23 protein-coding genes are annotated in these 26,154 nt (G+C 55.5%); 8 read left to right on the top strand and 15 right to left on the bottom strand.

Annotated elements, in window-relative coordinates:
- The first annotated feature begins 49 nt into the window (after positions 1–49).
- On the top strand, positions 50–1,066 hold the full coding sequence (locus tag Q334_RS0115855; protein WP_027314067.1) for a substrate-binding domain-containing protein: 1,017 nt from the start codon (positions 50–52) through the stop codon (positions 1,064–1,066).
- A 34-nt stretch (positions 1,067–1,100) separates the two neighbouring features.
- On the opposite strand, the gene Q334_RS19505 is transcribed toward Q334_RS0115855, so the two are convergent.
- Entirely contained in the window at positions 1,101–2,039 is a 939-nt protein-coding gene (locus Q334_RS19505) for a DMT family transporter (RefSeq protein ID WP_035461849.1), read from the bottom strand.
- A 94-nt stretch (positions 2,040–2,133) separates the two neighbouring features.
- Here Q334_RS19505 and Q334_RS0115845 point away from each other — a divergent pair, with 94 nt between their 5' ends.
- Complete coding sequence (locus tag Q334_RS0115845) at positions 2,134–2,925, top strand: AraC family transcriptional regulator (protein WP_027314066.1); 792 nt, start codon at positions 2,134–2,136, stop codon at positions 2,923–2,925.
- 31 nt (positions 2,926–2,956) lie between these two features.
- Here the strand turns inward: Q334_RS0115845 and Q334_RS20655 are convergent, their stop codons facing one another.
- From Q334_RS20655 to Q334_RS0115835, 3 genes are read right to left on the bottom strand one after another with little or no spacing between them, the layout of a single operon-like run.
- Positions 2,957–4,207 carry an efflux RND transporter permease subunit gene (locus Q334_RS20655; protein ID WP_342667478.1) on the bottom strand — a complete coding sequence of 417 codons (1,251 nt, stop codon included), beginning with the start codon at positions 4,205–4,207 and terminating at the stop codon, positions 2,957–2,959.
- Complete coding sequence (locus Q334_RS20650; RefSeq protein WP_342667477.1) at positions 4,185–6,014, bottom strand: efflux RND transporter permease subunit; 1,830 nt, start codon at positions 6,012–6,014, stop codon at positions 4,185–4,187. Before Q334_RS20650 ends, Q334_RS20655 begins: the two co-directional genes overlap by 23 nt.
- The gene (locus tag Q334_RS0115835; RefSeq protein WP_027314065.1) at positions 6,014–7,108 is read right to left on the bottom strand and encodes an efflux RND transporter periplasmic adaptor subunit; all 1,095 of its coding nucleotides are present in this window, start codon (positions 7,106–7,108) and stop codon (positions 6,014–6,016) included. Before Q334_RS0115835 ends, Q334_RS20650 begins: the two co-directional genes overlap by 1 nt.
- 190 nt (positions 7,109–7,298) lie before the next feature.
- Here Q334_RS0115835 and modA point away from each other — a divergent pair, with 190 nt between their 5' ends.
- Complete coding sequence (gene modA, locus Q334_RS0115825) at positions 7,299–8,024, top strand: molybdate ABC transporter substrate-binding protein (protein ID WP_027314064.1); 726 nt, start codon at positions 7,299–7,301, stop codon at positions 8,022–8,024.
- Here modA and Q334_RS19495 read toward each other — a convergent pair.
- Entirely contained in the window at positions 8,021–9,061 is a 1,041-nt protein-coding gene (locus Q334_RS19495; protein WP_051527879.1) for an MBL fold metallo-hydrolase, read from the bottom strand. The genes modA and Q334_RS19495 overlap by 4 nt on opposite strands.
- 129 nt (positions 9,062–9,190) lie before the next feature.
- Between Q334_RS19495 and Q334_RS0115815 the strand changes: the two genes are divergently transcribed.
- Both Q334_RS0115815 and Q334_RS0115810 read left to right on the top strand, forming a co-directional pair.
- Positions 9,191–9,811, top strand: coding sequence for a TetR/AcrR family transcriptional regulator (locus tag Q334_RS0115815; RefSeq protein WP_027314063.1), 621 nt, complete (start codon positions 9,191–9,193; stop codon positions 9,809–9,811).
- Between the two features lie 88 nt (positions 9,812–9,899).
- On the top strand, positions 9,900–11,843 hold the full coding sequence (locus Q334_RS0115810; protein ID WP_027314062.1) for a diguanylate cyclase domain-containing protein: 1,944 nt from the start codon (positions 9,900–9,902) through the stop codon (positions 11,841–11,843).
- A gap of 78 nt (positions 11,844–11,921) precedes the next feature.
- Here Q334_RS0115810 and Q334_RS0115805 read toward each other — a convergent pair whose 3' ends face one another.
- Positions 11,922–13,412 (bottom strand): CoA-acylating methylmalonate-semialdehyde dehydrogenase, encoded by a 1,491-nt coding sequence (locus Q334_RS0115805; RefSeq protein ID WP_027314061.1) that lies wholly within the window; start codon positions 13,410–13,412, stop codon positions 11,922–11,924.
- Positions 13,413–13,422: 10 nt separating this feature from the next.
- A complete protein-coding gene (locus Q334_RS0115800) occupies positions 13,423–14,766 on the bottom strand; it encodes an aspartate aminotransferase family protein (RefSeq protein ID WP_027314060.1) in 1,344 nt (447 codons plus the stop codon).
- A gap of 148 nt (positions 14,767–14,914) precedes the next feature.
- Between Q334_RS0115800 and Q334_RS0115795 the strand changes: the two genes are divergently transcribed.
- Entirely contained in the window at positions 14,915–15,847 is a 933-nt protein-coding gene (locus Q334_RS0115795) for a LysR family transcriptional regulator (RefSeq protein ID WP_035461848.1), read from the top strand.
- A gap of 187 nt (positions 15,848–16,034) precedes the next feature.
- Here Q334_RS0115795 and Q334_RS0115790 read toward each other — a convergent pair whose 3' ends face one another.
- From Q334_RS0115790 to Q334_RS0115765, 6 genes are all read right to left on the bottom strand, one after another.
- A complete protein-coding gene (locus Q334_RS0115790) occupies positions 16,035–16,721 on the bottom strand; it encodes a hypothetical protein (RefSeq protein ID WP_027314058.1) in 687 nt (228 codons plus the stop codon).
- Positions 16,722–17,451: 730 nt separating this feature from the next.
- The gene (locus Q334_RS0115785) at positions 17,452–18,768 is read right to left on the bottom strand and encodes a TRAP transporter large permease (RefSeq protein ID WP_027314057.1); all 1,317 of its coding nucleotides are present in this window, start codon (positions 18,766–18,768) and stop codon (positions 17,452–17,454) included.
- Positions 18,761–19,294 carry a TRAP transporter small permease subunit gene (locus Q334_RS0115780; RefSeq protein WP_027314056.1) on the bottom strand — a complete coding sequence of 178 codons (534 nt, stop codon included), beginning with the start codon at positions 19,292–19,294 and terminating at the stop codon, positions 18,761–18,763. Before Q334_RS0115780 ends, Q334_RS0115785 begins: the two co-directional genes overlap by 8 nt.
- A 43-nt stretch (positions 19,295–19,337) precedes the next feature.
- Complete coding sequence (dctP, locus tag Q334_RS0115775; RefSeq protein WP_027314055.1) at positions 19,338–20,405, bottom strand: TRAP transporter substrate-binding protein DctP; 1,068 nt, start codon at positions 20,403–20,405, stop codon at positions 19,338–19,340.
- 296 nt (positions 20,406–20,701) lie between these two features.
- A complete protein-coding gene (locus Q334_RS19490) occupies positions 20,702–21,193 on the bottom strand; it encodes a GNAT family N-acetyltransferase (protein ID WP_051527878.1) in 492 nt (163 codons plus the stop codon).
- A gap of 43 nt (positions 21,194–21,236) precedes the next feature.
- Positions 21,237–21,812, bottom strand: a complete 576-nt coding sequence (locus Q334_RS0115765; protein ID WP_027314054.1) for a glutathione S-transferase family protein — start codon at positions 21,810–21,812, stop codon at positions 21,237–21,239.
- Positions 21,813–21,992: 180 nt separating this feature from the next.
- Between Q334_RS0115765 and Q334_RS0115760 the strand changes: the two genes are divergently transcribed.
- Positions 21,993–22,922: a calcium/sodium antiporter gene (locus Q334_RS0115760; RefSeq protein WP_027314053.1), complete on the top strand. Its 930-nt coding sequence runs from the start codon at positions 21,993–21,995 to the stop codon at positions 22,920–22,922.
- 39 nt (positions 22,923–22,961) lie between these two features.
- Here the strand turns inward: Q334_RS0115760 and Q334_RS19485 are convergent, their stop codons facing one another.
- Together Q334_RS19485 and Q334_RS0115750 are read right to left on the bottom strand one after the other, a co-directional pair.
- Entirely contained in the window at positions 22,962–23,150 is a 189-nt protein-coding gene (locus Q334_RS19485) for a DUF7230 family protein (protein ID WP_035461846.1), read from the bottom strand.
- 92 nt (positions 23,151–23,242) lie between these two features.
- Positions 23,243–25,174, bottom strand: a complete 1,932-nt coding sequence (locus tag Q334_RS0115750; protein ID WP_027314052.1) for an alkaline phosphatase D family protein — start codon at positions 25,172–25,174, stop codon at positions 23,243–23,245.
- A 182-nt stretch (positions 25,175–25,356) separates the two neighbouring features.
- On the opposite strand from Q334_RS0115750, the gene ppk2 reads away from it, so the two are divergent.
- Positions 25,357–26,142, top strand: coding sequence for a polyphosphate kinase 2 (ppk2, locus tag Q334_RS0115745; protein WP_027314051.1), 786 nt, complete (start codon positions 25,357–25,359; stop codon positions 26,140–26,142).
- Positions 26,143–26,154 lie beyond the last annotated feature (12 nt).

Genomic DNA, 26,154 nt, shown 5'->3' with positions numbered 1-26,154 from the left:
AAAAGGAGAAGCCCTGTGTCTGCCCCCTCTTGCTGTAACGGAGTCACTGATGGCCACCATTAAAGATGTGGCGCGGGTGGCGGGTGTATCCACCTCCACCGTCTCCCATGTGCTGAACCAGACCCGCTATGTCAGTGACGAGATTCAGCAACGGGTACAGCAAGCGGTCAAGCAGCTCAACTATGCCCCCAGCGCGGTGGCCCGCAGCCTCAAGGTGAATACCACCCGCACCTTCGGCATGCTGGTGACGGTGAGCAGCAACCCCTTCTTTTCCGAACTGGTGCGGGCGGTGGAACACACCTGCTTTCAGCAGGGCTATCACCTGATTCTGTGCAATACCGAGGGAGACCCGCAGCGCCTGCACAATCACCTGCAACTGCTGCTGCAACGGCGGGTCGATGGCCTGCTGCTGATGTGTACCGAAGCCCAGCAGCAGGTATTTGCTGACTTTGGCGGCAACCTGCCGGTGCCCACCGTGGTGATGGACTGGGGCCCACTGCACCCCCAGCTGGATCGGATTCAGGATAACTCCCTGCTCGGTGGCTATCTGGCCGCCAAGCATTTATTGGAGCTGGGTCATCGCCACCTCGGCTGCTTTATCGGCCCCCAGGACAAACAACCGGCACGGGAGCGCTGGCAGGGTTTTCAACAGGCGATGGCGGAGTATCAACTGCCGATTCGGCCGGAATGGGTACTCAGTGGCGAGTTTGACTGCGCCAGTGGTTACCAGGCCATGCAGCAGTTACTGCAGCTGACGGAGCGCCCCACAGGTTTATGTATCGGCAACGATATGATGGCGATGGGGGCACTGAGCGCCGCCCAGGAAGCCGGCCTGCGTCTGCCGCAAGAGCTGTCTATCGTCGGCTACGATGACATTCCCTTTGCCCGCTACCTGAGCCCCAGCCTTACCACTATCCATCAGGATACCGAACGCCTGGGCCAGACCGCCGTGGCCCTGCTATTGCAACGCCTGCAAGAACACCACTCGCTGGAAGCCGGACAAATTCAGCAAATCACCCCGCATTTAGTGGTACGCGGTTCAACCTGCGCCCCCGTAGCCATTTAACCCCAGCCCCGAATAAACATGGCGGGGCCTGTCATCATCCGCCAGGCACCAACATCCGCGCTTGGCGCTTGCGCCAGTATCCAAGCAGCCATTCGTGGCCACTGACCAGGCTAATACCGGCCACCACCAATAGCGCGCCGAGCATAAAGCCAGGCTCGATGGTCTCATCCAGCAGCCAGGCCCCAAGCAGCACCCCGAAAATGGGGGTCATAAAAGACAGCACCCCAATGCGTGAGGCCTGGTAATTACGCAGTAGCCAGAACCAGATCAGCAAGGCGCCAAAGGCGATGATCAGGGTTTGGAAGGCCAGGCTGCCGAGCAACAAGGGGGTAGGGTTAAAGCTGAACTGATCCCACCACCAGGCCAAGGGCGTGAGCAGCGCTGCTGCTACCAGCAGTTGATAGAGTACGGTTTGCTTGGAGGGGAGATTCGACAAACTACTGGTGCGGATCACCACCGTGGTCAGCCCCCAGGCCAAACCGCCCAACAAGGCCAGAAAGTCGCCAAACAACTGCTCGCTGCTGTCGATCGACAGGTTGCCACCAAAGGCGGTGACGATGCCGGCAAAGGCCAGCAGAATACCCAGCCACTGCACCAGTGACATCCGTTCCGTCTCTAGGCGGAAGTGCAGAATCAGGGCAGAGAACATCGGCGAGGTATAGAGAAACACCACCGCATGGCCCGCACTGGTATAACGCAGCGCCTCCGCCAGAAACACATACTCCAGAGCAAACAGCACCCCCACCAACAAGCCCGGCTGCCACACGCCGTTGCGCCAGGTCATGCTTTCCTTTTGCCAGCGCAGCAGGGCATACACCATCGCGGCGCCGAGAATGGAGCGCAAGGCAATTTGCAGCATCGGTGCCATGTCCGGCGCCGCCGCTTTAAGGGCAACCTGTTGCAAACCAAAACAAATACAGAACGGAATCATCAGGCCAATGGCCAATGAGTCCAGGGGTTTCCGGCTATCCATCATCAGGCTCCTCACCTCAATGCGACCATTGTGCGCCTGTCGTGAAGATTGGATATAGTGAGTTTCAGACAATCGCTAGTCGTCAGGTGACAATATGTCGAAAACCGCTCCCCATCGCCTTGCGCCCTTTAATCAACCTCTGTCTGAGCCGATTTTTTTCCGCCAGGCCCAGGTGCCCGCCCATGCGCTCTATCCCACTCACCAGCATCCCAATGGTGAGCTGGTGTATTCCTATTCCGGGGTGATGGAGGTGAAGGTGGCGGATAAGCACTATCTGGTGCCGTCCCAATATGCCCTGTGGCTGCCCCCTAATACTCCGCACCAGGGGCTAAATCGTCATGCGGCCTGGCACTGTTCACTCTATGTCGCCAACCCTGATGCCTATGACTTCCCAAAGCAGACCTGCGCGTTATTGATTACGCCCTTAATCAGCGCCCTGCTGACCCATCTGCGTGAGCATCCCCCCACCCCTCCCTATCGCCCGCAGGATCAGCACCTGCTGCAGGTGTTGATTGAGCAATTGGCCGCCGCCCCTTGTGCCGGCAGTTACTTACCCAGCTCCAGCGACCCCCTATTGGCCCCTGTTTTGAGCACTTTAGAAGCCAATCCTGGAGCCAATACATCGCTGGCAGAGTTGGCTGCGCAGGTTCATACCAGTGAGCGCACCCTCGCCCGTCGCAGTCAGCGTGACCTGGGTATGCCGCTATTGGAGTGGCGTCAGCGTCTGCGGGTACTAAAAGCAATGGAATGGCTGGAGGCCGGCGCCAAGGTGGAAACCATTGCCCTGGAACTGGGCTATAGCAGTGCCTCGGCTTTTATCGGCATGTTTAAACGCTTGATGGGGATGAGTCCGGACGAGTATCGCCGGCAACGGGGAGAAAGCTGACTCCTGCAGCGGCCTGCAGGAGTCGGCAGGGTTATCGATGCGGTTGAATGCGGAAAAACAGGGTGTAAAGCACAGGCAGCACCACCAGGGTCAGCAGGGTAGCCGCCGCCAGACCAAACATGATCACCACCGCCATGCTCTGGAAGAAGGCATCGGTTAGCAGCGGCGCCATCCCCAGAATGGTGGTAAGGGCCGCCATCGCCACCGGCCTGACCCGGCTGATGGAGGCATCCACCACCGAGGCATAGGCATCTTTACCGCTGCTGAGCTGCAGGTTGATTTCATCCACCAGCACAATGCCGTTTTTAATCAGCATCCCCGACAGGCTCAAAAAGCCCAGCAGTGCCATAAAGCCAAAGGGGATGCCGGTACTGAGGAAACCGAGGGTCACCCCAATCACCGCCAGAGGCACGGTAATCCAGATCACTGCGGCTTTTTTGAAGGAGTCAAACAGCAGCACGGTGATGATGAACATCAGCAGATAACCCAGCGGCAAAGCACCAAATACGGCTTTTTGTGCTTTTTGCGAGTTTTCCAGCTCACCGCCCCATTGCAGTTCATAGCCTGGGGGCAGTTCGATCGCCTCGATCGGGCCCTTCACCCGCGCCAACAGTTGCGCGCCGGTTTCACCACTGAGGATGCTGGGGTCCGCCATCACCGTCAGGGTGCGCTTGCGGTCACGCCGCATCATCAAGGGGTTTTCCCACTCGCTGACGAAGGCTGTCACCACCTGACTGATAGGAATATAGGCCTGGAGTGACGGGCTCCACAGTTGCAGGTTATGCATTTGGCTGGCATCTAAGCGCTCCTGTTCCGGCGGCCGGGTAATAATCGGCAGCATGCGGGTGCCATCCCGATACAATCCCACCTGCATGCCGGAGAAGTTCATCAGCAGCACATCGTCCAGCTCGGTTTTATTGATGCCGGTGGCACGGGCCTGGGCTTCATCCAGCTGGGGCCGAATCACCTTACTGCGGTTGCGCCAGTCATGCATGACGCCAGTGGCGGCCTGATCCGCCAGCAGAATGCGCTTGGCCTGCTCACCTAACTGGCGCAACACCTCAGGATCGGGGCCACTAAAGCGGGCTTCCACCTTGGCGCCAGCACCTGGCCCCAACATCAGCTGGCGGAACTTGATATTGGCCTGGGGCAGCAGCTCAGGCCAACGTTGATCCAGCTCGTTAATCAGCGGCACGATGTCCGCCTGTTCACCGGTTCGCACCAGAATCTGGGCGTAGTTGGCGTAACTCTTTTCCGGATCATAGGTGAGGATAAAGCGCATCGCCCCACGCCCCACGCCCCAGGGTGCTGACCGCCCGCTCCACCCGCTGATCCTGCAGGATCAGTTGTTCCAGCTCGATCACTGCCTGTTCCGTGGCCCGAATATCGGTGCCCTGGGGCAGCCACAGATCAACAAAAAACATCGGGGTATTAGAAGGCGGGAAAAAGCTCTGCCGCACCTTGGCAAAACCCAGCACCGATACCAGCAACAACGCTGACAGTAGCACCATGGTCAGCAGCCGATGGCGCATGCACAACCCGAGCAAACGGCGATAACCGCTAAAAATCAGGCCACGGTAGGGATCAACCTCTTCCTCCTGCAGCAGCTGCTCTTTAAACAGCAGGGAGGCAAAGAAAGGGGTGATGCTGATGGCGGTGACCCAGCTCAACAGCAGGGAAATCAGCAGCACCTGGAAGAGTGAATAGCAGTATTCGCCGGTGGCATCATCGGATAGGCCAATGGGCGCGAAGGCCAACACCGCAATCACCGTTGCCCCCAGCAACGGCAAGGCAGTCTGCTTGACCACGGCATTAGCGGCCTGCAGGCGACTCTGTCCCCGCTGCAGCCCCACCAGAATACCTTCCACCACCACGATGGCGTTATCCACCAGCATCCCCAGGGCAATCACCAGCGCCCCCAGGGAGATACGCTGCAACTCGATACCCCAGAGTTTCATAAAGATAAAGCTGCCCAGCACCGTCAGCGCCAGCACCAGACCAATCAACAGACCGGAACGGGCCCCCATAAAGAGCAGCAGCACCGCCACCACAATGGCCACCGAGGCCAGGAAGTTATTAACGAAGTCCTGAATCGAGGCGTCCACCTCCTCGGACTGGTTATAGAAGGTATCCAACTGCATACCGGCAGGACGCTCGGCATCCAGCTGGGCCAGGCGCTGCATGACCGCCATACCGGTATTGACCACGTTCACCCCAGGGGCGAAAGACACTCCCAGCGCCAACGCCGGTTGACCATTAGAGCGATAGAGGTTGCTTGGCACCTCGGCAAAGCCCCGCTGAATCTGGGCGATGTCCCCCAGGTAGATGGCGCGATCACTGCCGGGTTCGCTGATCAGCAGGCGCTCCAGCTCCTCCACCCGGTTAAACTCACCGGTGGGATGCAGACGGATCGACTCCGAGCCCACCCGCACACTGCCCGCATTGGACACCACGTTCTGACTTTGCAGGATGCCAAACACCTGCTGCATCGACAGCCCCAGCAAGGCCAGCTGGGTACGGGAGATTTCGATCTGTACTTCTTCCTGCAAAGTGCCATTGAGGCTGACCTTGCCGACCCCAGGCACCAACACCAGCTCGCGCCGCACCAGGTCGGCAAAATCACGTAGCTCCTGATAGCTGTAACCCTGACCACTGATATTGAGCCAGATGCCAAACACATCGCCAAAGTCATCATTGACCACTGGCGTTTTCACCCCTGGAGGTAAACGGGGAGCCAAATCATTGACCTTGCGCCGCAGTTCATCCCAGATCTGCGGTAACTCATCCGGGCCATAGGTGCTGTGCACATCGACAATAATCTGGGTCAGGCCATTGCTGGAAATGGAGCGAATCTTATCGATATAGGGTAATTGCTGGATGGCGTTCTCCAGCGGATAGGTCACTTCCTCCTCCACCTGCTGTGGCGAGGCACCGGGATACTGGGCGGTAACCATGGCGGTTTTGATGGTAAAGGCTGGGTCTTCCAACCGTCCCAGCTCCATAAAGGCGATTAAACCACCCAGGCCCAGCAGCAGGGTCACCAGCCAGCTGGTAACTTTGCGCTCAATAAAGTAACCGGCGATATTCATTACAGCCCCCGCTCCCGTACCCAGGGTTTGACTTCCATGCCCTCGTGCAGCTCATGCACCCCCGTGGCCACCACCTGCTCACCGGCCGTTAACCCGCTGAGTATCTGAATCCCCTTACTGCTGATCTGCCCCACCTCTACCGCACGTGCCTGCACCTGCCATTTGCCTTGCGCATCCTGGCTGGCCACCCAGACTTGCTTATCTTGCTCGCCTTGCTGATCCGGGCTGAATACCGCCTCCACCGGCACCTCCAGGGTGGCCTGCTGGTTATCACCATAGAGCTGGGCAAAATCGACAATCACCGTTGCCCGCATCCCCGGCAAGGCGGTGAAGTTAGCGGGTTTTTCAAAGCTGACCCGCACCTCGTAGGTCAGGGTTTTGGCATCGGCAACGGTGGAGTACTCCTTCAAGGTTCCTTCCACCATCAGCCCTCCCAAGCTATCCAGGCGCACCTGGGGATGATAATCACGGCCATCCCCCTGGATATTGCCCAGCAGGTTCTCCGGTACCTGGAAGATGGCATCCAGCACATTACCCGCCTGCAGGGTTACCACCGCTTGCTTGGCCTGCACCACTTGGAAGTTTTCTACATAGGTGGCCGCCACCACCCCGGCAAAGGGCGCTTTTAACTGGGTGTAGGCCAGCTCCTGGCGGGCCAGACGCAGGGCCGCCTCCGCCGAACTCAGCTGGGCCTTTTTCTGATCATATTCCGCCTGGGAAACCAAACGCTGACCGAGTAGCTTTTCGATCCGCTGAAACTGGGTCAACGCCAACTGGTAGCTGGCCTCACGATCCTTAAGCTGTAACTGGTAATCGGTGGGATCAAGCTCGGCAATCAATTCGCCCTTTTGGACTCGCTGCCCCTGCAATACCGGCAACTGCCTTAACTCGCCCCCCACCCGGAACGACAAATCCGCCTCCTGGGTGGCGGCAATGCGGGCAGGAAACTCACGTACCAGCTGGTCTTTCGCATCACTCACCTGCACCAATTTAACTGGCCGTACGCTAGTGGTCTGGATAGGTGCGGGGGGCTCACTACAGGCGGTCAGCAACCAGGAACAAAGCAGCACAAAGGAAAGGGAACGGGCAGTCATGTTGGGCTTCCTGCAAAGAGTGCGGTTTACTAAACATAGGTCATAATGATCACCAAGGAGCGCATCTTAAGCGCAACCCGGTTAAGCAGCGAGGAATCACAGTGTATTATGCAACGCACCAAAGGTGGCTGACTGGCCGTACAGCTAAACCTCGCCTTATGTACTTACTATGCACTGACAGGGATCGCTGATGCGTCTGCTATTACTGCTTGTCTTACTGCCCTATAGCCTGCTGGCTCAGGCCAGTAACTTTAAACTGGGGATAGGTCATGACCTGGAACCCATCATGGCCAGCCTGATCGCCCAGTTTGAGCCTGAGGCCGGTCACTCTATTACTCTGGTCAGCGCCCCTGGCAGCACCCTGGAGCAGCAGGCCAAAGCCGGCGAATTGGATATGTTGCTGGCTCCGGATGCCCGTGTTCCCAGCTTGCTGGAATCCCAGGGATTAATCCGTTCCGGCTCCCGCCAAACCTATGCCATCGGCCAGCTCTGGTTGTGGACACCTCGCACCAGCCACCCACAACCCGGCACCCTGCAACAACTCAGCAGCCTGGCGATGGTTAACCCCAAGCTGGATGCTTATGGCCGTGCTGGCCAGAATTTATTGCAAAGCCTGAGCCGCTGGCCCTGGCAACGGGGGCAATTACTGCAAACCTTTGACAGCCCCACCGCCAAGCGGATGGCCGCCAGTGGCCAGGTTGAAGGGGCTTTACTGCCCGCCAGCCTACTGCTGTTGCAAGGCATCCCCCTCAACCAGGTATTAATCATTCCCCCCGGCTACTACCAGCCGTTGGAGCAGCAACTAGTAATCTTGAAAGCCAGCTCTCAGCAGGCCCTGGCGGAGCGTTTAAGTGCTTATTTGCGCTCCGAGCCGGTGCAGCGGCAACTGGCGGACTTTGGCTATCTCCAACCTTAACGGGGCAACAAACTGCGCCACCAGGGGCGGGCGACACTCGCCTGCTCCAGTACCCAGGGCTCACCAATTTGCGGCAATGCCAGCGCTACCCCCTGCTGCTTGGCTAACTGCCAAATCTGCTCGAAGGGGTCATACCAGGCATGAAAGGCGAGGTCGAAGGTGCCATTGTGGATCGGCATCATCACCTTGCCCCCTAAGTCCAGGTGAGCCTGCACACTTTCCTCCGGCAGCATGTGTACACCCGCCCATTGGGGGTCATAGGCACCGGCTTCCATCAGGGTCAGATCAAAGGGCCCAAAGCGGCGGCCAATCTCGGCAAAGCCAGCAAAATAGCCAGAGTCACCACTGAAAAAGATTTTCTGTTGCTCCCCTATCAACACCCAGGAGCACCACAGGCTTTGATTGGCATCCGCCAAGCCGCGTCCAGAAAAGTGTTGTGATGGCGTTGCGATCAAGCGCAAACCCGGCACTTGCCTTTCCTGCCACCAGTCAAACTCATGGATTTTGGTCTCCGGCACTCCCCATTTTCGTAGCGACGCCCCTACCCCCAGCGGCATGTAAAACCCTTCGCTCTTATTGATCAGGGCTTTAATGCTGGCTTTATCCAAATGATCGTAATGATTGTGCGACAGAATCACCCCGGCCAGAGGCGGCAAATCTTCCAGCGCTAGCGGCGGTGCATGGAAACGCTTAGGGCCAATAAAAGAAAAGGGTGAGGCACGCTTGGCAAACACCGGATCAGTGAGCCAGTAACGCCCGCCTATGTGTAATAACAAGCTGGAATGCCCCAGGCGATAAACCTGAGTGTGATCCGGATTCTGTGCGGCCAAGACTGCCTGATTCAGTGGCTGCACCGGGATGGGCAACTTAGGCGTTCCCAGCGGACGAGGTTCAAAGAAAAAGCGCCAGAACAACTGCAACTGCTCTCGCCCTGATAGTTTCGGCAAGGCAGCTTGATTAATAAAACGCCCACCGCGGCGCGGCGCTTGGGTGGAAGGGAAGACATCCTGCTTAACGCGCAAACTGCATGTGGACATGGGGGCTCCTTGTGATAGCCATAAACTACACCGTGCAGTTTACACATCAATTAGCAAAAGTAAACTCGCAAGTGTAGTATTTACCCCCTAACAGCACTCCCGCTTCACTGCTAATCATCAGGTCTTGCTATGCCAGCTGCCCCCACCCTCTCCGAACAAAAACGTGCGGCCATTTTGCAAGCCGCCATCAGCGAGTTCAGCCAGCATGGCTTTCAAGCCACCAGCATGGATCGTCTGGCAGCGGTGGCACAGGTGTCCAAGCGCACGGTGTATAACCACTTTGCCAGTAAAGACGAGCTATTCTTGGCCATGGTGCAACATCTGATCGCCCTGCTCAGTAATGCCATCAGCGTACGTTATCAGCCGGACCGCCCCCTTAAACAACAGCTAAGCGAGATTGCGGCCCAGGAAATGGCGTTACTCACCGATGCTGATTTTATCCTGCTCTCCCGCACGCTGATGGGGGAGGCTATCCACAGTGAACAGGTTGCCCTGTTAGTGGCCCAGGAAATCGGTAAAAGTGCCAGCCAGTTGCAAGCCTGGATTCAAGCGGCCCGAGAAGATGGCCGTCTGGCATTGGATGATGTCGAGCTAGCTGCCAACCAATTCTTATCTTTGTTAAAAAGCAGCGCCTTCTGGCCCCAGCTACTGATGCGCCGCCCAGCCTTAGATGCCGCACAACAACAGCGCTGTATTGATACCTCGGTGCGGATGTTCCTCAGTTGCTACGCCCCGGCTGAACTTGCCTGAGTAAGGTGCTAACCCCATTAAGCATGAATCACTGTTGATCTCGCCGCTGCCGTAGTGCGCTCCACGCGGCCAACCCAAGGGAGGCTGCATGCAGCATGACGTTGCCGACCTGACTGCCTCTGCACTCGGTCAACTGATTATTGCCATTACCCAGGCAGATTCAGAGACCGAAGTCTTTCGCTGTGTCGCGCGCATGCTGCCAAACATTATTCCTGCGCAACGGGCCAGCTTCGCCCAGTTAGATATGGCGAATCAGCAGATGGCGGTGATGGCGCTACATGGCGTCGAGGGGGTGATTCCGCTCGGGGCCAGCGTGCCCGTCCAACACACCCATACCGGTCAGGCAGCCATCACAGGCAAGGCCAAACTAACCCGCCCTCTTGACCCTCAAAGCCCCTGGCTAGACGAAGCCATACTGGCTGCGGATGGCATGCAGGCCATTCTGAACTGCCCTTTGCAGGTAGAAGATAGCTGCCTGGGCTGCCTTAACCTCGCCACTGATGATCAGGCTCTCTACTCCCCTGCCCTGCTAGAGCGTTTCGAGCAAATTGGGGCCTTGGTTTCAACCCAGCTGGAGCGCTTACGCCTGCTTGAACGCACGCAACAACGACTGGAACGTTTCCGTGGCTTTGCCGAACAACTGCAATTGCTCAATCAACTGGCAGCCAAACTGTCAGGAGCGGTCAGTGAATCCGAAGTCTTTGCCCATGTCAGCGCCAGCATCAGCCACTTTATGCCCGTCACCCGGATCAGTTATGCCTTGCCGCGCTTTCTGGAGGGGGAGCTGAAGGCTTTTGAAGTCCGCTTTTTCAGTGGCCAAGCCTGTGTCGATATGCGTGAAATACCCGCTAACCGTGACTCTGGCCTGATGCGTGCCTGGCAGGCCAACCATACCCTGCATACGGCAGATTTACGCCAGTCCAGCCTGCACGAGCATCGGCTGCTGGCCGACGCCGGGTTAATTAGTGCTTGGGCGGTACCGATTCATATCCATGGCCAGCTTTGCGCCCTACTCAACCTGGCCAGCCCCAATAGCATCGCTCAGGGTGAAGAGTTGATGGACATCCTCAATGCCTTGGGCAGCTTACTTGGCAATACCCTGGAGCGTATCCAGGCTCAGAACCAACAGGCGCAAATCCTCGCCAGCCAGCATGACTTTCTCCACTTGCTGATTAATGCCAGCCCAACCCTCACCCTGACCCTAGACCAAGAAGGCTTTATTACCCGGGTGAGCGACTATGGCGCCATGCAACTGGGTTACCAGAGTCAAGAATTGGTGGGGCGTCATTATCTGCAATTGCACCCCGACACTAGCCAGGCGCTGGCCAATAAAAACTGGCAAACGTTGCTTAAGGGGCAAGAGCTGCGCACCGAGGTGCCCATGTTAAAAGCAGACCAAAGCCATATATGGGCACGCCAACGTGGCCGGCAAGTCCGCATGGGGGAGAACGACAGCCTGCGCGTGCTGGTGTGCGAGGACATTACCGAGCTGCATGAGCTCAACGCACGCCTGCAATATCAAGCCAACCATGACAGCCTGACCGGCCTACCCAACCGTCACTTTTTTATGGAGCTGTTGCACCAATGGCTCAGTCACAATGCCCAGGCTCAGTTCGCCCTGCTGTTTACTGATATTGATAAACTCAAGTGGGTCAACGACAACCTCAGCCATCAAGCGGGGGATGAGCTTTTGCGTCAGAGCGTGGCACGCCAACAAAGCCAGCTCCCTGGGGAAGCGATCTTTGCTCGTCTGGGGGGCGATGAGTTTGTCATTCTGTTGCCAGAGGCCACCCTGCAACCCGCCAGTGTCTTGGCCGCACGGCTGGTCCAGGCTTTTTCACTCCCCTTCGCCCTGCAGGGCAGATTGATTGAATGCGGCATCAGCATCGGTATTAGTCTGGCGCCACAGCATGGCAACAGTAGCAACAAGCTGCTGCGCCGCGCCGATGCAGCGATGTACCAGGCTAAGGCCGCCGGCGGCCAGGGCTTCCAGGTATTTGGGGAAGACCCCGCCCTCTCGGATCAAGCCTGACTCCAGCCCCCCAAAAAATAACGCCACAAAAAAGGGAGCCTTGCGGCTCCCAATCGGACTACTGCTTTGACGTAAATCTTAGGATGGGAAGGAGAACTGCGCCCCTTCACGCACGCCACTGGAGGGCCAGCGCTGGGTGATGGTCTTACGCTTGGTATAGAAGCGCACCGCATCCGGCCCATAGGCATGCAGATCACCGAACAGGGAGCGCTTCCAGCCACCAAAGCTGTGATACGCCACCGGCACCGGTAGGGGCACGTTGATGCCCACCATGCCCACCTGAATATGATCGCTAAAGTAACGCGCTGCCTCACCATCACGGGTAAAGATGCAGGTGCCATTACCGTATTCGTGCTCATCAATCAGGCGCATCGCCTCTTCCATGCTATCGACCCGCACGACCGCCAGCACTGGGCCGAAGATTTCTTCCTCATAGCAGCGCATGCCCGGCTGCACCTGATCAATCAGGGTGCCACCGACATAAAAGCCCTGTTCATGGCCCGCCACCTGCACTTCACAACCATTCACCACCACCTTGGCACCCTGCTCACGCGCCTCGGTGATATAACCCATCACCTTCTGCTGGTGCGCCCGGGTAATCAACGGGCCAAAGTCGTTGCTGGCATCATGGTGCGGGCCAACCTTCAGGCTGGTCATCCGCTCCTGCAGCTTGGCTACCAGCGCATCGCCAGTTTGCTGGCCCACCGCCACCGCGACTGAAATCGCCATGCAGCGCTCGCCGGAAGAGCCAAAGGCCGCCCCCATCAGCGCATTCACCGCATTATCCAAATCCGCATCAGGCATGACGATGGCGTGGTTCTTCGCGCCCCCTAGGGCCTGGCAACGCTTGCCGTGCTGGTTGGCGGTTTGATAGACGTATTCGGCAATCGGGGTGGAGCCAACAAAGCTCACCGCCTGGATACGCTTGTCGGTCAGCAGCACATCAACACAGGTTTTATCGCCATTGACCACGTTCAACACCCCAGCAGGTAAACCGGCTTCGTGCAGCAATTGGGCAATAAAGAGCGCAGAAGAGGGATCACGCTCAGAGGGCTTGAGGATAAAGCAGTTGCCGCAAACGATGGCCATCGGATACATCCACAGCGGCACCATCGCCGGGAAGTTAAAGGGTGTAATCCCCGCCACCACTCCCAGGGGCTGGAACTCACTCCAGGAATCAATCGAGGGGCCTACGTTTTTGGAATGCTCGCCCTTGAGCAACTCCGGCGCATAGCACGCGTACTCAACATTTTCGATACCACGCTGCAACTCACCCTGGGCATCATGAACAATCTTGCCATGCTCCTCACCAATCAGGCGGACGATGGTCTCAGCATGCTGCTCCAGCAATTCTTTAAAGCGGAACATAATCCGCGCCCGCTTTTGTGGCGGGGTGTTACGCCAAGCCGGGAAGGCCGCCTGGGCTGAGGCAATGGCCTCCTCCACCGTCGCCAAACCCGCCAGGGCAACTTGCTTGCTCACTGCGCCGGTGGAGGGGTTATACACATCCTGCAAGCGCTCATGGTCCTGGCGCGGCTGGCCGTTAATCAGGTGTCCGACGATTTCCATAGGAGTGTCCTTATGCTAATTCGTTGAGGGAGTCGCCCAGGGCGTTAATCAGGCGGTCAATCTCTTCCCGCTCGACAATAAAGGGCAGGCCAAGCTGGATGGTGTCGCCGCCATAGCGCACATAGAAGCCCTTCTTCCAGCAGCTCATCGCCACCTCATAGGGGCGCAGAGCCGGTTGCCCAGGCGCGGCCTCCAGGGTCAGGGCCCCGGCCAAGCCAAAGTTACGGATATCACTGACATACTTGCTGCCCTTGAGGCTGTGCAGGGCATTCTCAAAAATCGGCGCCATCTCTTTAACGCGATCCACCAGACGATCATTTTCCAGAATATCCAGTGCCGCCAGCCCCGCTGCACAGGCCACCGGGTGGGCGGAATAGGTATAACCGTGGGGCAGCTCCAGCATGTAATCGGGGCCACCGTGCTCCATAAAGCACTGATAAATCTCGTCTTTGACGATCACCGCCCCCATCGGCTGACTACCGTTGGTCAGCTGCTTGGCAACGTTGAGAATATCCGGCGTCACGCCAAAGGCTTCGGCACCGGTATTGGCACCCATGCGGCCAAAGCCGGTGATGACCTCATCAAAAATCAGCAGGATATTGTGCTTGGTGCACAGCTCACGCAGACGCTGCAAATAACCCTGGGGCGGGGGAATCACCCCGGCAGAACCGGCCAAGGGCTCAACGATCACCGCAGCAATATTGGAGGCATCGTGCAGGGCCACCAGCTCTTCCAGCTCGTTGGCCAACTCCGCGCCTGTAGTCGGCATACCACGAGTGAAGCGGTTCTCCGCCAGCATGGTGTGGGAAAGATGATCCGCATCCACTCCCTGGCCATAGAGGGCGCGGTTGGCACCAATGCCCCCCACACTGATACCGCCAAAGTTCACCCCGTGGTAACCCTTGATCCGGCCAATCAGCTTGGTTTTGCTCGGCATACCCTTCTTACGCCAGTAAGCGCGGGCGATTTTTAAGGACGTATCTGCCGACTCAGAGCCGGAACCGGTGAAGAACACATAATCCAACCCGGCTGGGGTCAGGGCTTTAATCCGGTTGGCTAACTCGAAGGACTTGGGGTGACCAAACTGAAATGCCGGGGAGTAATCCAGTTGCCGAATCTGCTGGCTGACCGCCTCGGCGATCTCATCACGGCAGTGGCCGGCGCCACAGGTCCAGAGGCCAGACAGACCATCAAAAATCTGGCGGCCATCGGCATCGGTGTAATAGCAGCCCTTGGCTGCCACGATCATGCGGGGGTCCTGCTTGAAATTGCGGTTGCCGGTATAAGGCATCCAGTGGGCTTCAAGATCCGCCCGGCTCAGGCCTGCCCAGGTTTTATTGCTGTTATCTGACATGGCTGCGTCCTCGATCAGTATCGACTATGGCAGCAGTGTGCAACGACCATTTAGGTAAATAAATTCAAATATATTAATTTTGAGTTAATCTTTTACTTAACTTACTGAGTCGCCTTTTCCAGCCCCCATCTTGTCACCGAGGTAAGCCATGCCCCCAGCCAGTCCCAGCAGCAATTTACCCCTGCGTGGCCAGGTCAGCGAAGCCGATATCCGCCTGCTGCGCATCTTTAAAACCGTGGTGGATTGCGGTGGTTTTTCCGCTGCGGAAGTGGAGCTTAATATCAGCCGGGCCGCGATCAGTATCGCCATTGCCGATCTGGAAAAACGCCTGGGGCTGCGCCTGTGCCAACGCGGGCGCGGCGGCTTTGCCCTCACCGATGAAGGGGCCGAGGTACACACCGCGGCGCTACAAGTGCTGAGTGCGCTGGAATCCTTCAAGACCCATGTCAACGCCCTGCATGCTCAACTCAAGGGCGAGCTGAATATCGGCATTACCGATAATCTCGTCACCATGCCCCATATGCGCATTACCCACGCCCTCGCCGCCCTCAAACAACGGGGGGCGGAGGTGCGCATCAATATCCACATGCTGCCGCCGAATGAAATCGAAATTGCCGTGCTGGATGGCCGCCTGCAAATCGGCATCATCCCTGAACTGCGCCCCTTGCCCAGCCTCAACTACCTGCCGCTTTATACCGAGGAAGCCCTGCTCTACTGCAGCCAGCAACACCCGCTATTTGATGGCGATGATCAACAACTCAATGACAAGACCCTGGCCAAGGTGGATGCCGTCCTCCCGGCCTATGCCCAAACGGCGGACATTAAAGCCCTGCAACAGTGCCTGAAGGCCAGTGCCACCGCCACCGACCGCGAAGGCATCGCCTTTTTAATCCTGACCGGCTGTTTTATTGGCTACCTGCCCACCCACTACGCTGAACTCTGGGTCAACCAAGGCGCCATGCGTCCCCTGGCGCCAGAGCGTTACCGCTATCAAACCGGTTATTTTGCTGTCACCCGTAAAGGCGATAGGCCCCATCTGGTGTTGGAGACTTATCTACAGGAATTGGAAAGAACGGGGTGAGCACTGCTTGGCGTGACCTTTTTCCCAAAATAACGCTATGACTATGATGAGACTTCCTATTAATCTATCGCAATGATCAACATCATCAATTTAAATGATAATCTATACATTAATATAACTCCTTAGCTTCACTCCCCAACTCAGAGAAAAATTGAAGCACGGAGCAAATTGATACGTGTATTTTTTGTCATCCACTTCCTCTTGAAATTTGCGGCTCACCTAACAAAAATATATTAAACCATTGTTCAAGCTGAGATATTTTTTCATTAAAAATTGACTCGTATGATATATTAACAACTGTTGAGCGCTGTATCGTTTCATAGCTACAACCAATAATATCTTGGTCGTTTCCGCACACCTGACTATTAATTTCAAAGGGTGCTTCTGCAACATCTGGAAGTCTAAATTTTAGAAGTTTAGCATTCCGATTTTTCTCAGAAATCTCTTCCGTATATTCAGAAAGTGGAGCCACAGGTATATATGCTTCTTTTTGACTTTCAATGGCAAGATTTTTATGGCGCCACAACTCTCGAACACCATCTTGTTGTGCAAAAATCTCTCCTGAATCCGAAACAAATGAAACACTTACATTTCTTGCCGTAACATCTGAGATATTTTTTATTACCATTACCACATAAGGCTCGTTAACCTTGTAAAAACTTTTTAACTCAATTCTATCAATTACAATTTTCGTCTTATGAGAGTCTATAACTAGCTTCTCCGAAGGTAGCATTTCAGTATCATCATTTAGCATCAAAAAACTTATCTGAATCATTACTCCCAATATGGTTGCAACGCTTCCAGCACAACCAATTTTTTCAATTAAACTCATTTTTTTCCATCTACCAGCATATGGAATTAATTTCGCAAGCATGACTGTATCCCTTACGGCTAACACTTCATTCTAAGTATACTTATTTGCGCCCCAAACAAAGTTAAAAAATTTTAAGAAAATCATTTAATACTTAAGCATAACTAATTTCCTCTGTGAAAAATTCACATGTGGGGCATCTTGCTGCTCGCCTTCCCTAATGGGTTGATATTCGTCCAGTTTTGCCAAAAATGCCAGGGCCCTTTGGTAGCAGTGCGCGCACTGCTAGCATACCAACCAACAATACACTGCTTGGAATGCAGCATTATCGGGAAATAAGTCGTTGATTCAGCCACCTATTAGCCCCTCTACTCTCTGGGAGCGTCACCACAAGCACCGGATGTAGGTTGGATAAGCCGCCACGCGGCGCCATCCAACAGAGTATTGCGCGATCTGGCATAGCAGCTATGTTGGAAGGCCCTACGGCTTTTCCAACCTACGCCATCCGTTCAAGGAGTGGGCGAAGTTCCGTATGCGTATCCACGCGGGAGCATGGATACGAGCACAAAGCTGCAGGGCGCCTACGACTTCTCCAACCTCCCCCAGCAAAGCGGAATTAGCAATCACGGGGTAAGCGCAAGTGTGGCTCACGCCAGCGTCTGGCAGCTTGATAAAGGGTGCAAAAGCCTAGGCTGTTCATCCAACCCACCTAACGTACGATAGCCCCTACTCGCCTGAAAAAATCATGCAAATAGGGGCCATCTGAGTCAGAGCAAAAGCAGTTATCTTGCCATTACCGGGCACTGATTAAGCTTGGTAGGTAAGTCGCGGCCTCTGGCACCAATACCACAATTGCCAAGACTAATAACTGCAGCAGCACAAAGGGCACCACTCCTTTATACATATGCCGGTAAGTCATCTCCGGCGGTGCGATCGACTTCAAGTAAAAAATCGAAGGTGCCATGGGAGGAGTCAGGTAGGAAGTTTGAATAACCACCATAAACATCACAGCAAACCAGATAGGATCAATGCCTGCCGCTTTAACCAGCGGAGTAAAAATAGGCACAAAAATGAGCACAACTGAAATCCAGTCCAGTACAAAACCGGCAACAAATACCACTGCCATCAAAAAGAAGATCAAGCCATAAGTGCCCATATCCAGGCTATCGACCCAGTCAGAGATCATCCAACCACCACCAGCGACAGCAAAAATACTGGTGAACATGGTGCCACCCATCACAATGAGCATGATCATGGCAGTAATTTTGATGGTAGTTTGCAACGCACTGACAAACTTAGCCCAGCTCAGTTCTCGGAATGCCAATGCTAGGATTGCAGCCCCAGCCGCCCCCACTGCCGCCGCCTCTGTTGGCGAGGCAATCCCCAGCAGCAATGAGCCGAGTACCGCCGCAATCAACAACACCGGGGGAATAATCGCCGATAATGTCAGCCGTATTTTTTCGTGAGTGCTGACGGAGTCGCTTTCATTTGCAGGAGGCCCCAAAGTTTTGTTGATTCGGCAGGCAATCAACACATACACCATAAACAAAACCACCATCAGCAAACCGGGAATCACACTGGCAGCAAACAACTGGCCAATTGATAGCTGCGCCATAGAGGAGTACACCACTACCACGATAGAAGGCGGAATAATGGTGCCTAATGATCCCCCCGCACACACGGTGCCAGCCATCAGCCCCTGGTCATAGCGGTACTTGCTCATTGCCGGTAACGCCATCATCCCCACCACAATTTCCACTGCCCCTACCACACCGGATGCCGCAGCAAAAATGGCGCACATGGTGATGGTGGCTAATGCCAGACCACCGGGAAAACGTCCCATCCACAACTGTAGTGCGTTAAATAAACGCAACGCTAAACCTGTTTGCTCAAGAATTGCTCCCATCAGAATAAACAGGGGAATAGCCGACAAGGTAAAGTTAGAAGCCGTATGCAAAATAGCGCCATACAGCTGCAAAAAGGCACTATCGCCAAATACCATTATTCCAAAACCGGTCGCAACGATAATAAGTGAGAGTGCAACCGGAATACCCATAAACACAAAGGTGAAAAGAGCGATAAACATCCATACTGGAATCAGCTCAATCATGGGACACATCTCCTGCTTCTGCACAGTGCCCCGGAGCCGCGACTCGCAACATAAACTTGCTAGCCTCCAGGTACAGCTGCAAGGTAAAGGCGATCAGCCCTATCGCCAACGCTGCATAAAATGGCCAAATCAGAGGTGCCCAGGGACTGGTACTTTCAACCTCACCGGTTAGATAAGCTTTGTATGTCTTTTCTGTGGCGATCCAGGCAAATACCGCAAAAGCAGGGCCCGCTAAAAAGGCATAAACCAGCCCATTAAGATTTTGTTGGATAACGATGGGTAATTGCCGCGATAAAAAGTCGATACGGACATGCGCCTCATGCTTTAGCGAATAAGCCCCTGCCAGCAAAAACAAACTGCCATTAAACATATACGACAGATCAAATGCCCAAAGGGTCGGTGCTTGAAATACATAGCGTGCTGCTACCTCAAACAACATAGAGCCAACCAGTAAACAGACCAGCAACATGGCAACCTGGCCAAGAAAAATAGAAACATGATCGAGATACTTGTGGGCATTGCGCATAAATAAAGCCTCACAAGGGCGCCACAGCGCCCTGGCGACTGAGTTAGTTGGCGTCACGAACAAAAATACTGGAGTTGCGACTCCAGGCCGCCTGGTAAGACAGGTACTCATCAAGAATGGTGTTCATTGCCTCATTTCCACTCTCAGCTTGCTCTTGAGCGCGAGCCTTCATCCACTGCTGGCCATAGCCGCGAATTTGGTCAAGTACCGGTTTCTCCAGGGTAATAATCTGCGCCCCAAAATCGCGGTATTTGTCCATCGCGCCGATGTCGGCATTAGCAAAGCTCCACACGGCTTCCAACGTGGTTAAGCGTGCGGCAGCTTCAATTTGCGCTTGTAACTCAGGTGAGAGCTTGTCCCAGTTTTCTGCTTTGACCACTACTTCCCAAACGAAAGTAGGCTGATGAATGCCTGGCACCACGATATAAGGCGCAACTTCATGGAAGCCTTCCGATAAGTTAGATCCCGGCGTAGCCCACTCCACTGCATCCACGCCCTTACGTTGCAGCAGCGTATAAATTTCACCCGGTGGCACCACCGTAGGCACCCCATTTAAGTAGTCTTTCAGCACCCCCGCCCATGCACCGGAGGTGCGATATTTCAGATTGGCGAAATCTTCAATGTTATGAATTGGCTTATTGGCATGAGCCAACACTTCAGATGTACCGACGCCAACAATCAGGCTATGCAGCCCCATCTTTTCGCGGCGGTAATCCTGCATACGCTTTGCCCCACCGTCTTCATATAGCCAAGCAATGGTTGCTTCAGGAGACATTCCCCCAGGGAAGCCCGCAAAAATAGCGTTGGTTGGATCCTGGTTGACTAAATAACTGGGGGTAGAATGACCTGCCTCTACCACTCCTTCCTGTACCGACTCATAAACCTTAAAGGCAGGCACTACCACACCTGCACCGAAGGGGCGAATGTTGAGTTTATCGTTGGTCATGCTGCCAACGTGATCAGCAAAGCGCTTAAGAAAGTTGTTATAGAAAAATGATCCTTCCGGGACTGAGGAGGGCACTTTCCAAGTTATTTCCGCAGCATGAGCCAAGGGTGCCAGCAATGCGCCACTGACAAGCGCAGAGGCAATAAGCGTCTTAATGGTTTTCATGGGTGTCTCCGTAGTGGGTTTTATTGCTGTTATAAGGAGCCGATCAATGCCAGATCGAAATAAAATATATTGTATAAAATATATTCCTACAAACATTTATATTGATCTTAGCTCCCCCCTACAGTGATGTTTGAACAACCACACTGTGCATCGACTGATTCACATCTCGGCAAAAAACAACGATAGGAGCAGAAGGCAAACATAACCTGCGCACAGGCAAGCAAAACTGAAGAGCCTTGCTTGATGCACAATGAGACAGAGATTCAGTGGAAATAGAGGCGCGCGACTAAGCTTTTTTAGAAACTCTCAGCCTGCGTTGAAGGGCTATGTTGATGCTCTAAACACCCCTTACTCATAAACACACTCATGGGATCATCCCGGTAGGTGCCAAAAGGCCCGCAACGGCGATAGCCGCATGCCTGGTAAAACGCCAGTGCCTCCGGCTGCAGGGGGCCGGTCTCCAGAGTAAAGCGGCTAGCGCCCCGTGCGATGGCCTGGGCTTCCAGCAGCGCCAATAGGGCTTTGGCTACCCCCTGGCCACGGCACTCGGGGCTAACATACATGCGCTTCAGCTCGGCATAGCCCGGATTTAATACGATGGCGCCGCAGGCTTGTGCCCGTTGCTGCGCATCTCGAGCCACGGCAAAAACAACCTGCGGCTGTTGCAGGGCGGTTAAGTCCAGGGCGTAACGACACTCAGGTGGATAAAGGCTGTCCTGATAGGCGTCGAGCGCGGCGATCAGGGCAAGCACATCGGCCTGATTGGGGGATTCCAACTGGATATTCATCTTGCCTCCGCCACGTCACGCCACACTCGGCCAGGGTTGAGTGTTACACCGCCAAACGCGGATCGGTCGCCTGCACGCCTGGGCGTTGCTGGTTTTGCTGCCAAAACTTCTGCAAGGCTGGATAGTCGCTCAGCGCAACCAATTCACGGAAGGCGACCCAATCGAGCATGCAGTAGAGGCAGATACTGGCAAAGTTCCACTCATTGAACGCCCCTTGTGCCGCCTGCTGCTCCAGCGCCGCCAGACAGGATGCCGTCCGCTCCCGCTGCAAACGGTAATAGAGGCGATCTTCCTCTACGGGCAGTTCTGAACGTTTAGAGAGCAGCAAGACCACATTGGCGTCATTGACGGCATCCGCCAGGGTGAGCAGGTTTTCCTGCTGCCAGCTCAGGGGGGCATGGCCCAGTTTGGCGCAGAGGTAACGGCCAATAATGCGGGAGTCATAGAGCGCCTGCTCACCATCTTGCAGCATCGGTATTTGCAGGGTGGGGCTATGCTGACGCAGGACTTCACGGCCTTCACCATAGATATTCAGGTCAACAAATTCATAGGGTTGATCCACCAACAACAGGCGAATACGACGGACATAGGGTGACGTACCCGAACCTACCAATTTCATAACCACTCCTTCTGTTAGTCGGTGTAGAGGGATAAAGCCCAGAGGCCTTTTATGGGCCATGCCAGCGTTTTTTTCCATCCTCAGCAGCAAAAAATATCATCGCTTGCCCCTCTGGGTTTATCGCCGTCATTTGCATTGAATAGGAGCAGGCCAGATGGCCGTATTGATGGAAGCTAGAAGATGTCGATGACGCTGTATTTGCTTGCTGGTTTTGCCATTCTCACCCTCGGTGCCGAGGCGTTGGTGCGTGGCAGTGTTGCCCTGGCGTTACGCCTGGGCCTGACTCCTTTATTAATCGGCCTCACCATCGTGGCGATGGGGACCAGTACCCCTGAGCTGGCCGTGAGTGTGAAGGCCGCTCTCAGTGAAAATAGCGGGATTGCCCTGGGTAACGTGGTGGGCTCTAACATCGCTAACATCGGTTTGATCCTGGGCCTGGCGGCGATGATTCGCCCAGTACAGGTGCAGTTGCAGATGATTAAGCGTGATCTGCCGATTCTGGTGGCCATCTCCGTACTGCTATGGGCACTGGTGTGGGATGGTGGCCTGAGCCGCTTGGATGGTGCCTTGCTGGTGTTATTACTGCTTGGCTATATCGGCTTTAGCTATTGGGAGTCGCGTCAGGAATCCCGTAGTGAAGAGGAAATGGAGCTGCATCAACATGGCCCTGCTATCGCAGCGGTATTGGTGGTTACCGGTATCGCTATGCTGGTCGGCGGCGGCATGCTGTTTGTGGAGGGCGCGGTACAACTGGCCACCAGCCTAGGCATTAGTCAGGTGGTGATCGGCCTGACCATTGTGGCGGTGGGTACCAGTATGCCGGAGCTGGTGACCTCCATCGTCGCCGCCCTGCGTGGCCATAGCGATATCGCCATTGGCAACGTGGTGGGCTCCAACACCTTTAACATCCTCGGTATTTTGGGGGTGACTGCGCTGGTGTACCCGGTCAGTGCCGCCGGCTTTAATAGCCTGGATTTTGCGGTGATGCTGGGCTTTGCCCTGGTGCTGCTGCCCTTTGCCCGTACAGGCCTGGTGGTGGGACGCGGTGAAGGCTTGGTGCTGGTTGTCGCCTATCTGGGCTACTTAGGCTGGCTGGTCAGCCAGGTTTAAGCGAAAAGAAGCGAAAAGAAACGAAGTGAACTGAGCGGATCAGGCTGCCTGCAACCCGATCTGCTCAGGCCACTCACGGCCCTTATGCTTGTGTTTGCCCGCCTTGGCGGCTTTTTTGCGGTCGATAAAAGTCCGCGCCTGGTTAAACTGCTCGGCATACTTGGCCACCAGATTGTTCACCACCACAGCGCTTGTCTGCGCCTGCTTGCTGCGCTTTTTATGTGCCATCACGGCCTCCTGTATTACCTCATCTGACCCTTGTTGAGTCAGGGGCGCGCATTGTAATCCCTGTTCATTTTTTAGCCAAGCATCAGCACGACTTATTCCCAACGAGCCTCCCCTTCCTCCAACTGAAAGTGGATATCCGCTCCGGCCGAGGTCAGCTGTACCACTCGCCGTGGCCGCCCTTCTGCATCCAGTTCAAGTAAGCCAAGCCCGGCCTGATTGACTAAGCGGGTGCCGGGCTCCGCTCCCTGCGGACGGCGCGGAATCACCCTCATCCGTCGTCGCTTGGTCAGCCAGTTAAGTGGCGAACGGGGGGAGTAAAGCCAGCGATTAAGGCGATCAAACACCCGCAATAAGCGGGGCGGGAACTCGTTTTTGATGCCGCTACTGGTGATTTGCCAGATATCCGGCCCCCGGTCGTGGCCACGTAGCTCCACATCGTAGACAAAGGAGTAGTGCACATCGCCGGACAAGATCACAAAATGGCGCGGGGTGCGGGGGTGCCAGAACAGATTCATCAGGGCATAGGCCGCCCCCGAGTGAGCCATCCAGTTCTCGGCATCCACCATCAGGGGTTTGCCAATCCAGGTAAACAGACGTTGCACCGACTCAATCAGCTTGACGCCAAACACCGGCGCTGGCGACACCAGTACCACCGCCTCTAAGCCCAGTAATTGCTGTTGCAGATCCGTCAGTGCCTCCCAGTCCATCAGGCCAGAAGGTGCCTGCAACGAGCGCTCCGAACGCCAGCGATGGGTGCGGGTATCCAATACCAACAGCGGCGGATTCGTCTCCCATTGATAATGCCAGTGATGAAAACGTAGCAACTGATCCAGCACCTGTTGATGCGCCTCACCGCCTGGTTCAGCGCAGGCCTGACGCACCCTTTCCATAAGTTCCAGGGGGAAGTGCTGGGGCGCATTACCCCACCCCTGGCAGAGCAAATAAGCCAGCAGGGCATTGCCGATAATGCGTTTGGAGAAAGGATGACCATAAGCGGTTTGCTCCCAGGCGGCGGTCAGGTTCCAGTCATCGGTGACATCATGGTCATCAAAAATCATGGCACAGGGTAAATGGGCCATTAACCGCCGTACCCGAGTCAGCCCCGCCTGGAAACCATCCAGCGCTTGTTGTTCCTGTTGATAACGTTGCTGCTGGCTAGGGGTCAGGCCGCTTGGCATCGCCTCAGGCGCAACCAGTGCCCAGGGCGCAGGTGACCACACCAGCAGGTACATCGCCAGCATCTCGGCCAGGGTCAGCAAATGGTTATGGGCATTATCCGAGGTGAAGATGGGCTTGCGTGCCCCAGCAAAGAGCTTACGCGCGACCTGCTCGCTGGCCGGATCATCCGGCAACAGGGCCTCGCGCTGATAATAAAAAGGCTGTTGATAAAGTGCCTCGCTATCTGCCACCTGCTGGGATGACAGTCCCTCCGGCAACGTTTCGTTGTAGCACCCTAATCGCTTAATCAACTGATGAATGGCGACCAGCATCGGCCCTGCCACATCATCCACATACACCTGATCACCACTGAGCATCAGCAGGCTGGGCCATTGTTCAGGTGGTTGCGTGGCCAGCCACTGCTCACCACGCAGCAGACCATCCGCACTGGGGTGATGGGGCTTGCGGCAGGAGCCATGCAGCAACCGCGTTAGCCCTGGCTGCAACACAAAGCCTGGGGTGGCATAACCGGGTAAAGCCAAATCCGCCCCCCACTGCTGCCAGTCCAACCATTGCGGTTGCCCCCGTGGCAATAACGCCAGCTCATAACCAATAAAGGTGCGCAGGGGCAAGGGCTGACTAAAGGGAAGATCAATCAGCTGCAGGTAGAGCTGCTGCCCTGCCTGAATGGTCGTGGTGGCACTGGCCAGTGCCTCCTCATCCAGCAGGCGCGGAGACTCGCCCTGGGGTAGCAAACGCAAGCGTACCGCTACCGGCTGGCTGGTGGCCAGCCACAGGGTCAGGCGCTTGGCTTGTAAGCGGCGCAGTATCGGCCCAGCTAATACCAGGGGCGTTGCAGTCTCCATTAATCCCGCTCTTGTTAGGGTGGCCCTGCTATTAATAAAAATTCCGCCGGTGCCGGCAAGGCCAGGAAAAGCACTGCAACATCTCTTTAAGCGATCTTTGCATCGCCGTTCCTGCATCTGCTTGATCCAGCGCCTGCCCTTCCCTACTCTGAATAACCTCGTTCAACCAGTGAAGGTGCCCCATGAGCAAGCCCGGCAAGCTAAGCAAAGCAGAATACGAAACGGAACTCGAACGCCTGCAACTTGAGCTGGTGCACGTGCAGGAGTGGGTCAAGCGCAGCAAACAACGGGTGGTGGTGATTTTTGAAGGACGCGATGCCTCCGGTAAAGGCGGCATGATTAAAGCCATTACCGCTCGCCTTAATCCGCGTATTGTGCGCATCGCCGCCCTGGGGGTGCCCACGGAGAAGGAGCGCAGCCAGTGGTATTTTCAACGCTATGTGGCCGAGCTACCCAGTGGTGGTGAGATGGTGCTGTTTGACCGCAGCTGGTACAACCGCGCCGGGGTCGAGAAGGTGATGGGCTTTTGCACCGATCTGGAATACAACGAATTTCTGCGCGCCTGCCCAGAGTTTGAAAACATGCTGATTCGCTCCGGCATTATTCTGCTCAAGTACTGGCTGTCCGTCTCCGATGAAGAGCAGGAGAAACGCTTTAAAGAACGGCTAAGTACGCCGATCAAGCGGTGGAAGTTCAGTGAAATGGATCTGTACAGCCGTTCGCGCTGGGTCGACTATTCCAAGGCACGGGATGAGATGTTCCGCTTTACCGATACCCCCTCCAGCCCCTGGTTTGTGGTGGAGGCGGATCATAAAAAGCGCGCCCGGTTAAACTGCATTCACCACCTGCTCAGTCAGATTCCCTATCAGCAGATGGAGTTTGCCAAGCTGCAACTGCCGGAAGTGGAGCGTGAAGGCTATATCCGCCCACCCAAGTGGGAGTATCACTATGTTCCTGAGCAATATTAAAGAAGGCCTACC

The organism is Balneatrix alpica DSM 16621, assembly GCF_000619885.1.
Taxonomy (GTDB): domain Bacteria; phylum Pseudomonadota; class Gammaproteobacteria; order Pseudomonadales; family Balneatricaceae; genus Balneatrix; species Balneatrix alpica.
The sequence above is the reverse complement of the archived record's forward strand: the minus strand, read 5'-3'. Positions and strand labels throughout refer to the sequence as shown.

Coding starts and splice junctions, on each gene's coding strand:
- Q334_RS19490 (WP_051527878.1), bottom strand. CDS start 21,193: ATGAATATCCAGTTGGAATCCCCCAATCAGGCCGATGTGCTTGCCCTG.
- Q334_RS0115795 (WP_035461848.1), top strand. CDS start 14,915: ATGCCCCCAGCCAGTCCCAGCAGCAATTTACCCCTGCGTGGCCAGGTC.
- Q334_RS0115805 (WP_027314061.1), bottom strand. CDS start 13,412: ATGGAAATCGTCGGACACCTGATTAACGGCCAGCCGCGCCAGGACCAT.
- Q334_RS0115815 (WP_027314063.1), top strand. CDS start 9,191: ATGCCAGCTGCCCCCACCCTCTCCGAACAAAAACGTGCGGCCATTTTG.
- Q334_RS0115800 (WP_027314060.1), bottom strand. CDS start 14,766: ATGTCAGATAACAGCAATAAAACCTGGGCAGGCCTGAGCCGGGCGGAT.
- ppk2 (WP_027314051.1), top strand. CDS start 25,357: ATGAGCAAGCCCGGCAAGCTAAGCAAAGCAGAATACGAAACGGAACTC.
- Q334_RS0115790 (WP_027314058.1), bottom strand. CDS start 16,721: ATGCTTGCGAAATTAATTCCATATGCTGGTAGATGGAAAAAAATGAGT.
- Q334_RS0115765 (WP_027314054.1), bottom strand. CDS start 21,812: ATGAAATTGGTAGGTTCGGGTACGTCACCCTATGTCCGTCGTATTCGC.
- modA (WP_027314064.1), top strand. CDS start 7,299: ATGCGTCTGCTATTACTGCTTGTCTTACTGCCCTATAGCCTGCTGGCT.
- Q334_RS0115760 (WP_027314053.1), top strand. CDS start 21,993: ATGTCGATGACGCTGTATTTGCTTGCTGGTTTTGCCATTCTCACCCTC.
- Q334_RS0115835 (WP_027314065.1), bottom strand. CDS start 7,108: ATGACTGCCCGTTCCCTTTCCTTTGTGCTGCTTTGTTCCTGGTTGCTG.
- Q334_RS0115750 (WP_027314052.1), bottom strand. CDS start 25,174: ATGGAGACTGCAACGCCCCTGGTATTAGCTGGGCCGATACTGCGCCGC.
- Q334_RS0115845 (WP_027314066.1), top strand. CDS start 2,134: ATGTCGAAAACCGCTCCCCATCGCCTTGCGCCCTTTAATCAACCTCTG.
- Q334_RS19505 (WP_035461849.1), bottom strand. CDS start 2,039: ATGGATAGCCGGAAACCCCTGGACTCATTGGCCATTGGCCTGATGATT.
- Q334_RS20650 (WP_342667477.1), bottom strand. CDS start 6,014: ATGAATATCGCCGGTTACTTTATTGAGCGCAAAGTTACCAGCTGGCTG.
- Q334_RS0115780 (WP_027314056.1), bottom strand. CDS start 19,294: ATGCGCAATGCCCACAAGTATCTCGATCATGTTTCTATTTTTCTTGGC.
- Q334_RS20655 (WP_342667478.1), bottom strand. CDS start 4,207: ATGCGCTTTATCCTCACCTATGATCCGGAAAAGAGTTACGCCAACTAC.
- Q334_RS0115810 (WP_027314062.1), top strand. CDS start 9,900: ATGCAGCATGACGTTGCCGACCTGACTGCCTCTGCACTCGGTCAACTG.
- Q334_RS19485 (WP_035461846.1), bottom strand. CDS start 23,150: ATGGCACATAAAAAGCGCAGCAAGCAGGCGCAGACAAGCGCTGTGGTG.
- dctP (WP_027314055.1), bottom strand. CDS start 20,405: ATGAAAACCATTAAGACGCTTATTGCCTCTGCGCTTGTCAGTGGCGCA.
- Q334_RS19495 (WP_051527879.1), bottom strand. CDS start 9,061: ATGTCCACATGCAGTTTGCGCGTTAAGCAGGATGTCTTCCCTTCCACC.
- Q334_RS0115785 (WP_027314057.1), bottom strand. CDS start 18,768: ATGATTGAGCTGATTCCAGTATGGATGTTTATCGCTCTTTTCACCTTT.
- Q334_RS0115855 (WP_027314067.1), top strand. CDS start 50: ATGGCCACCATTAAAGATGTGGCGCGGGTGGCGGGTGTATCCACCTCC.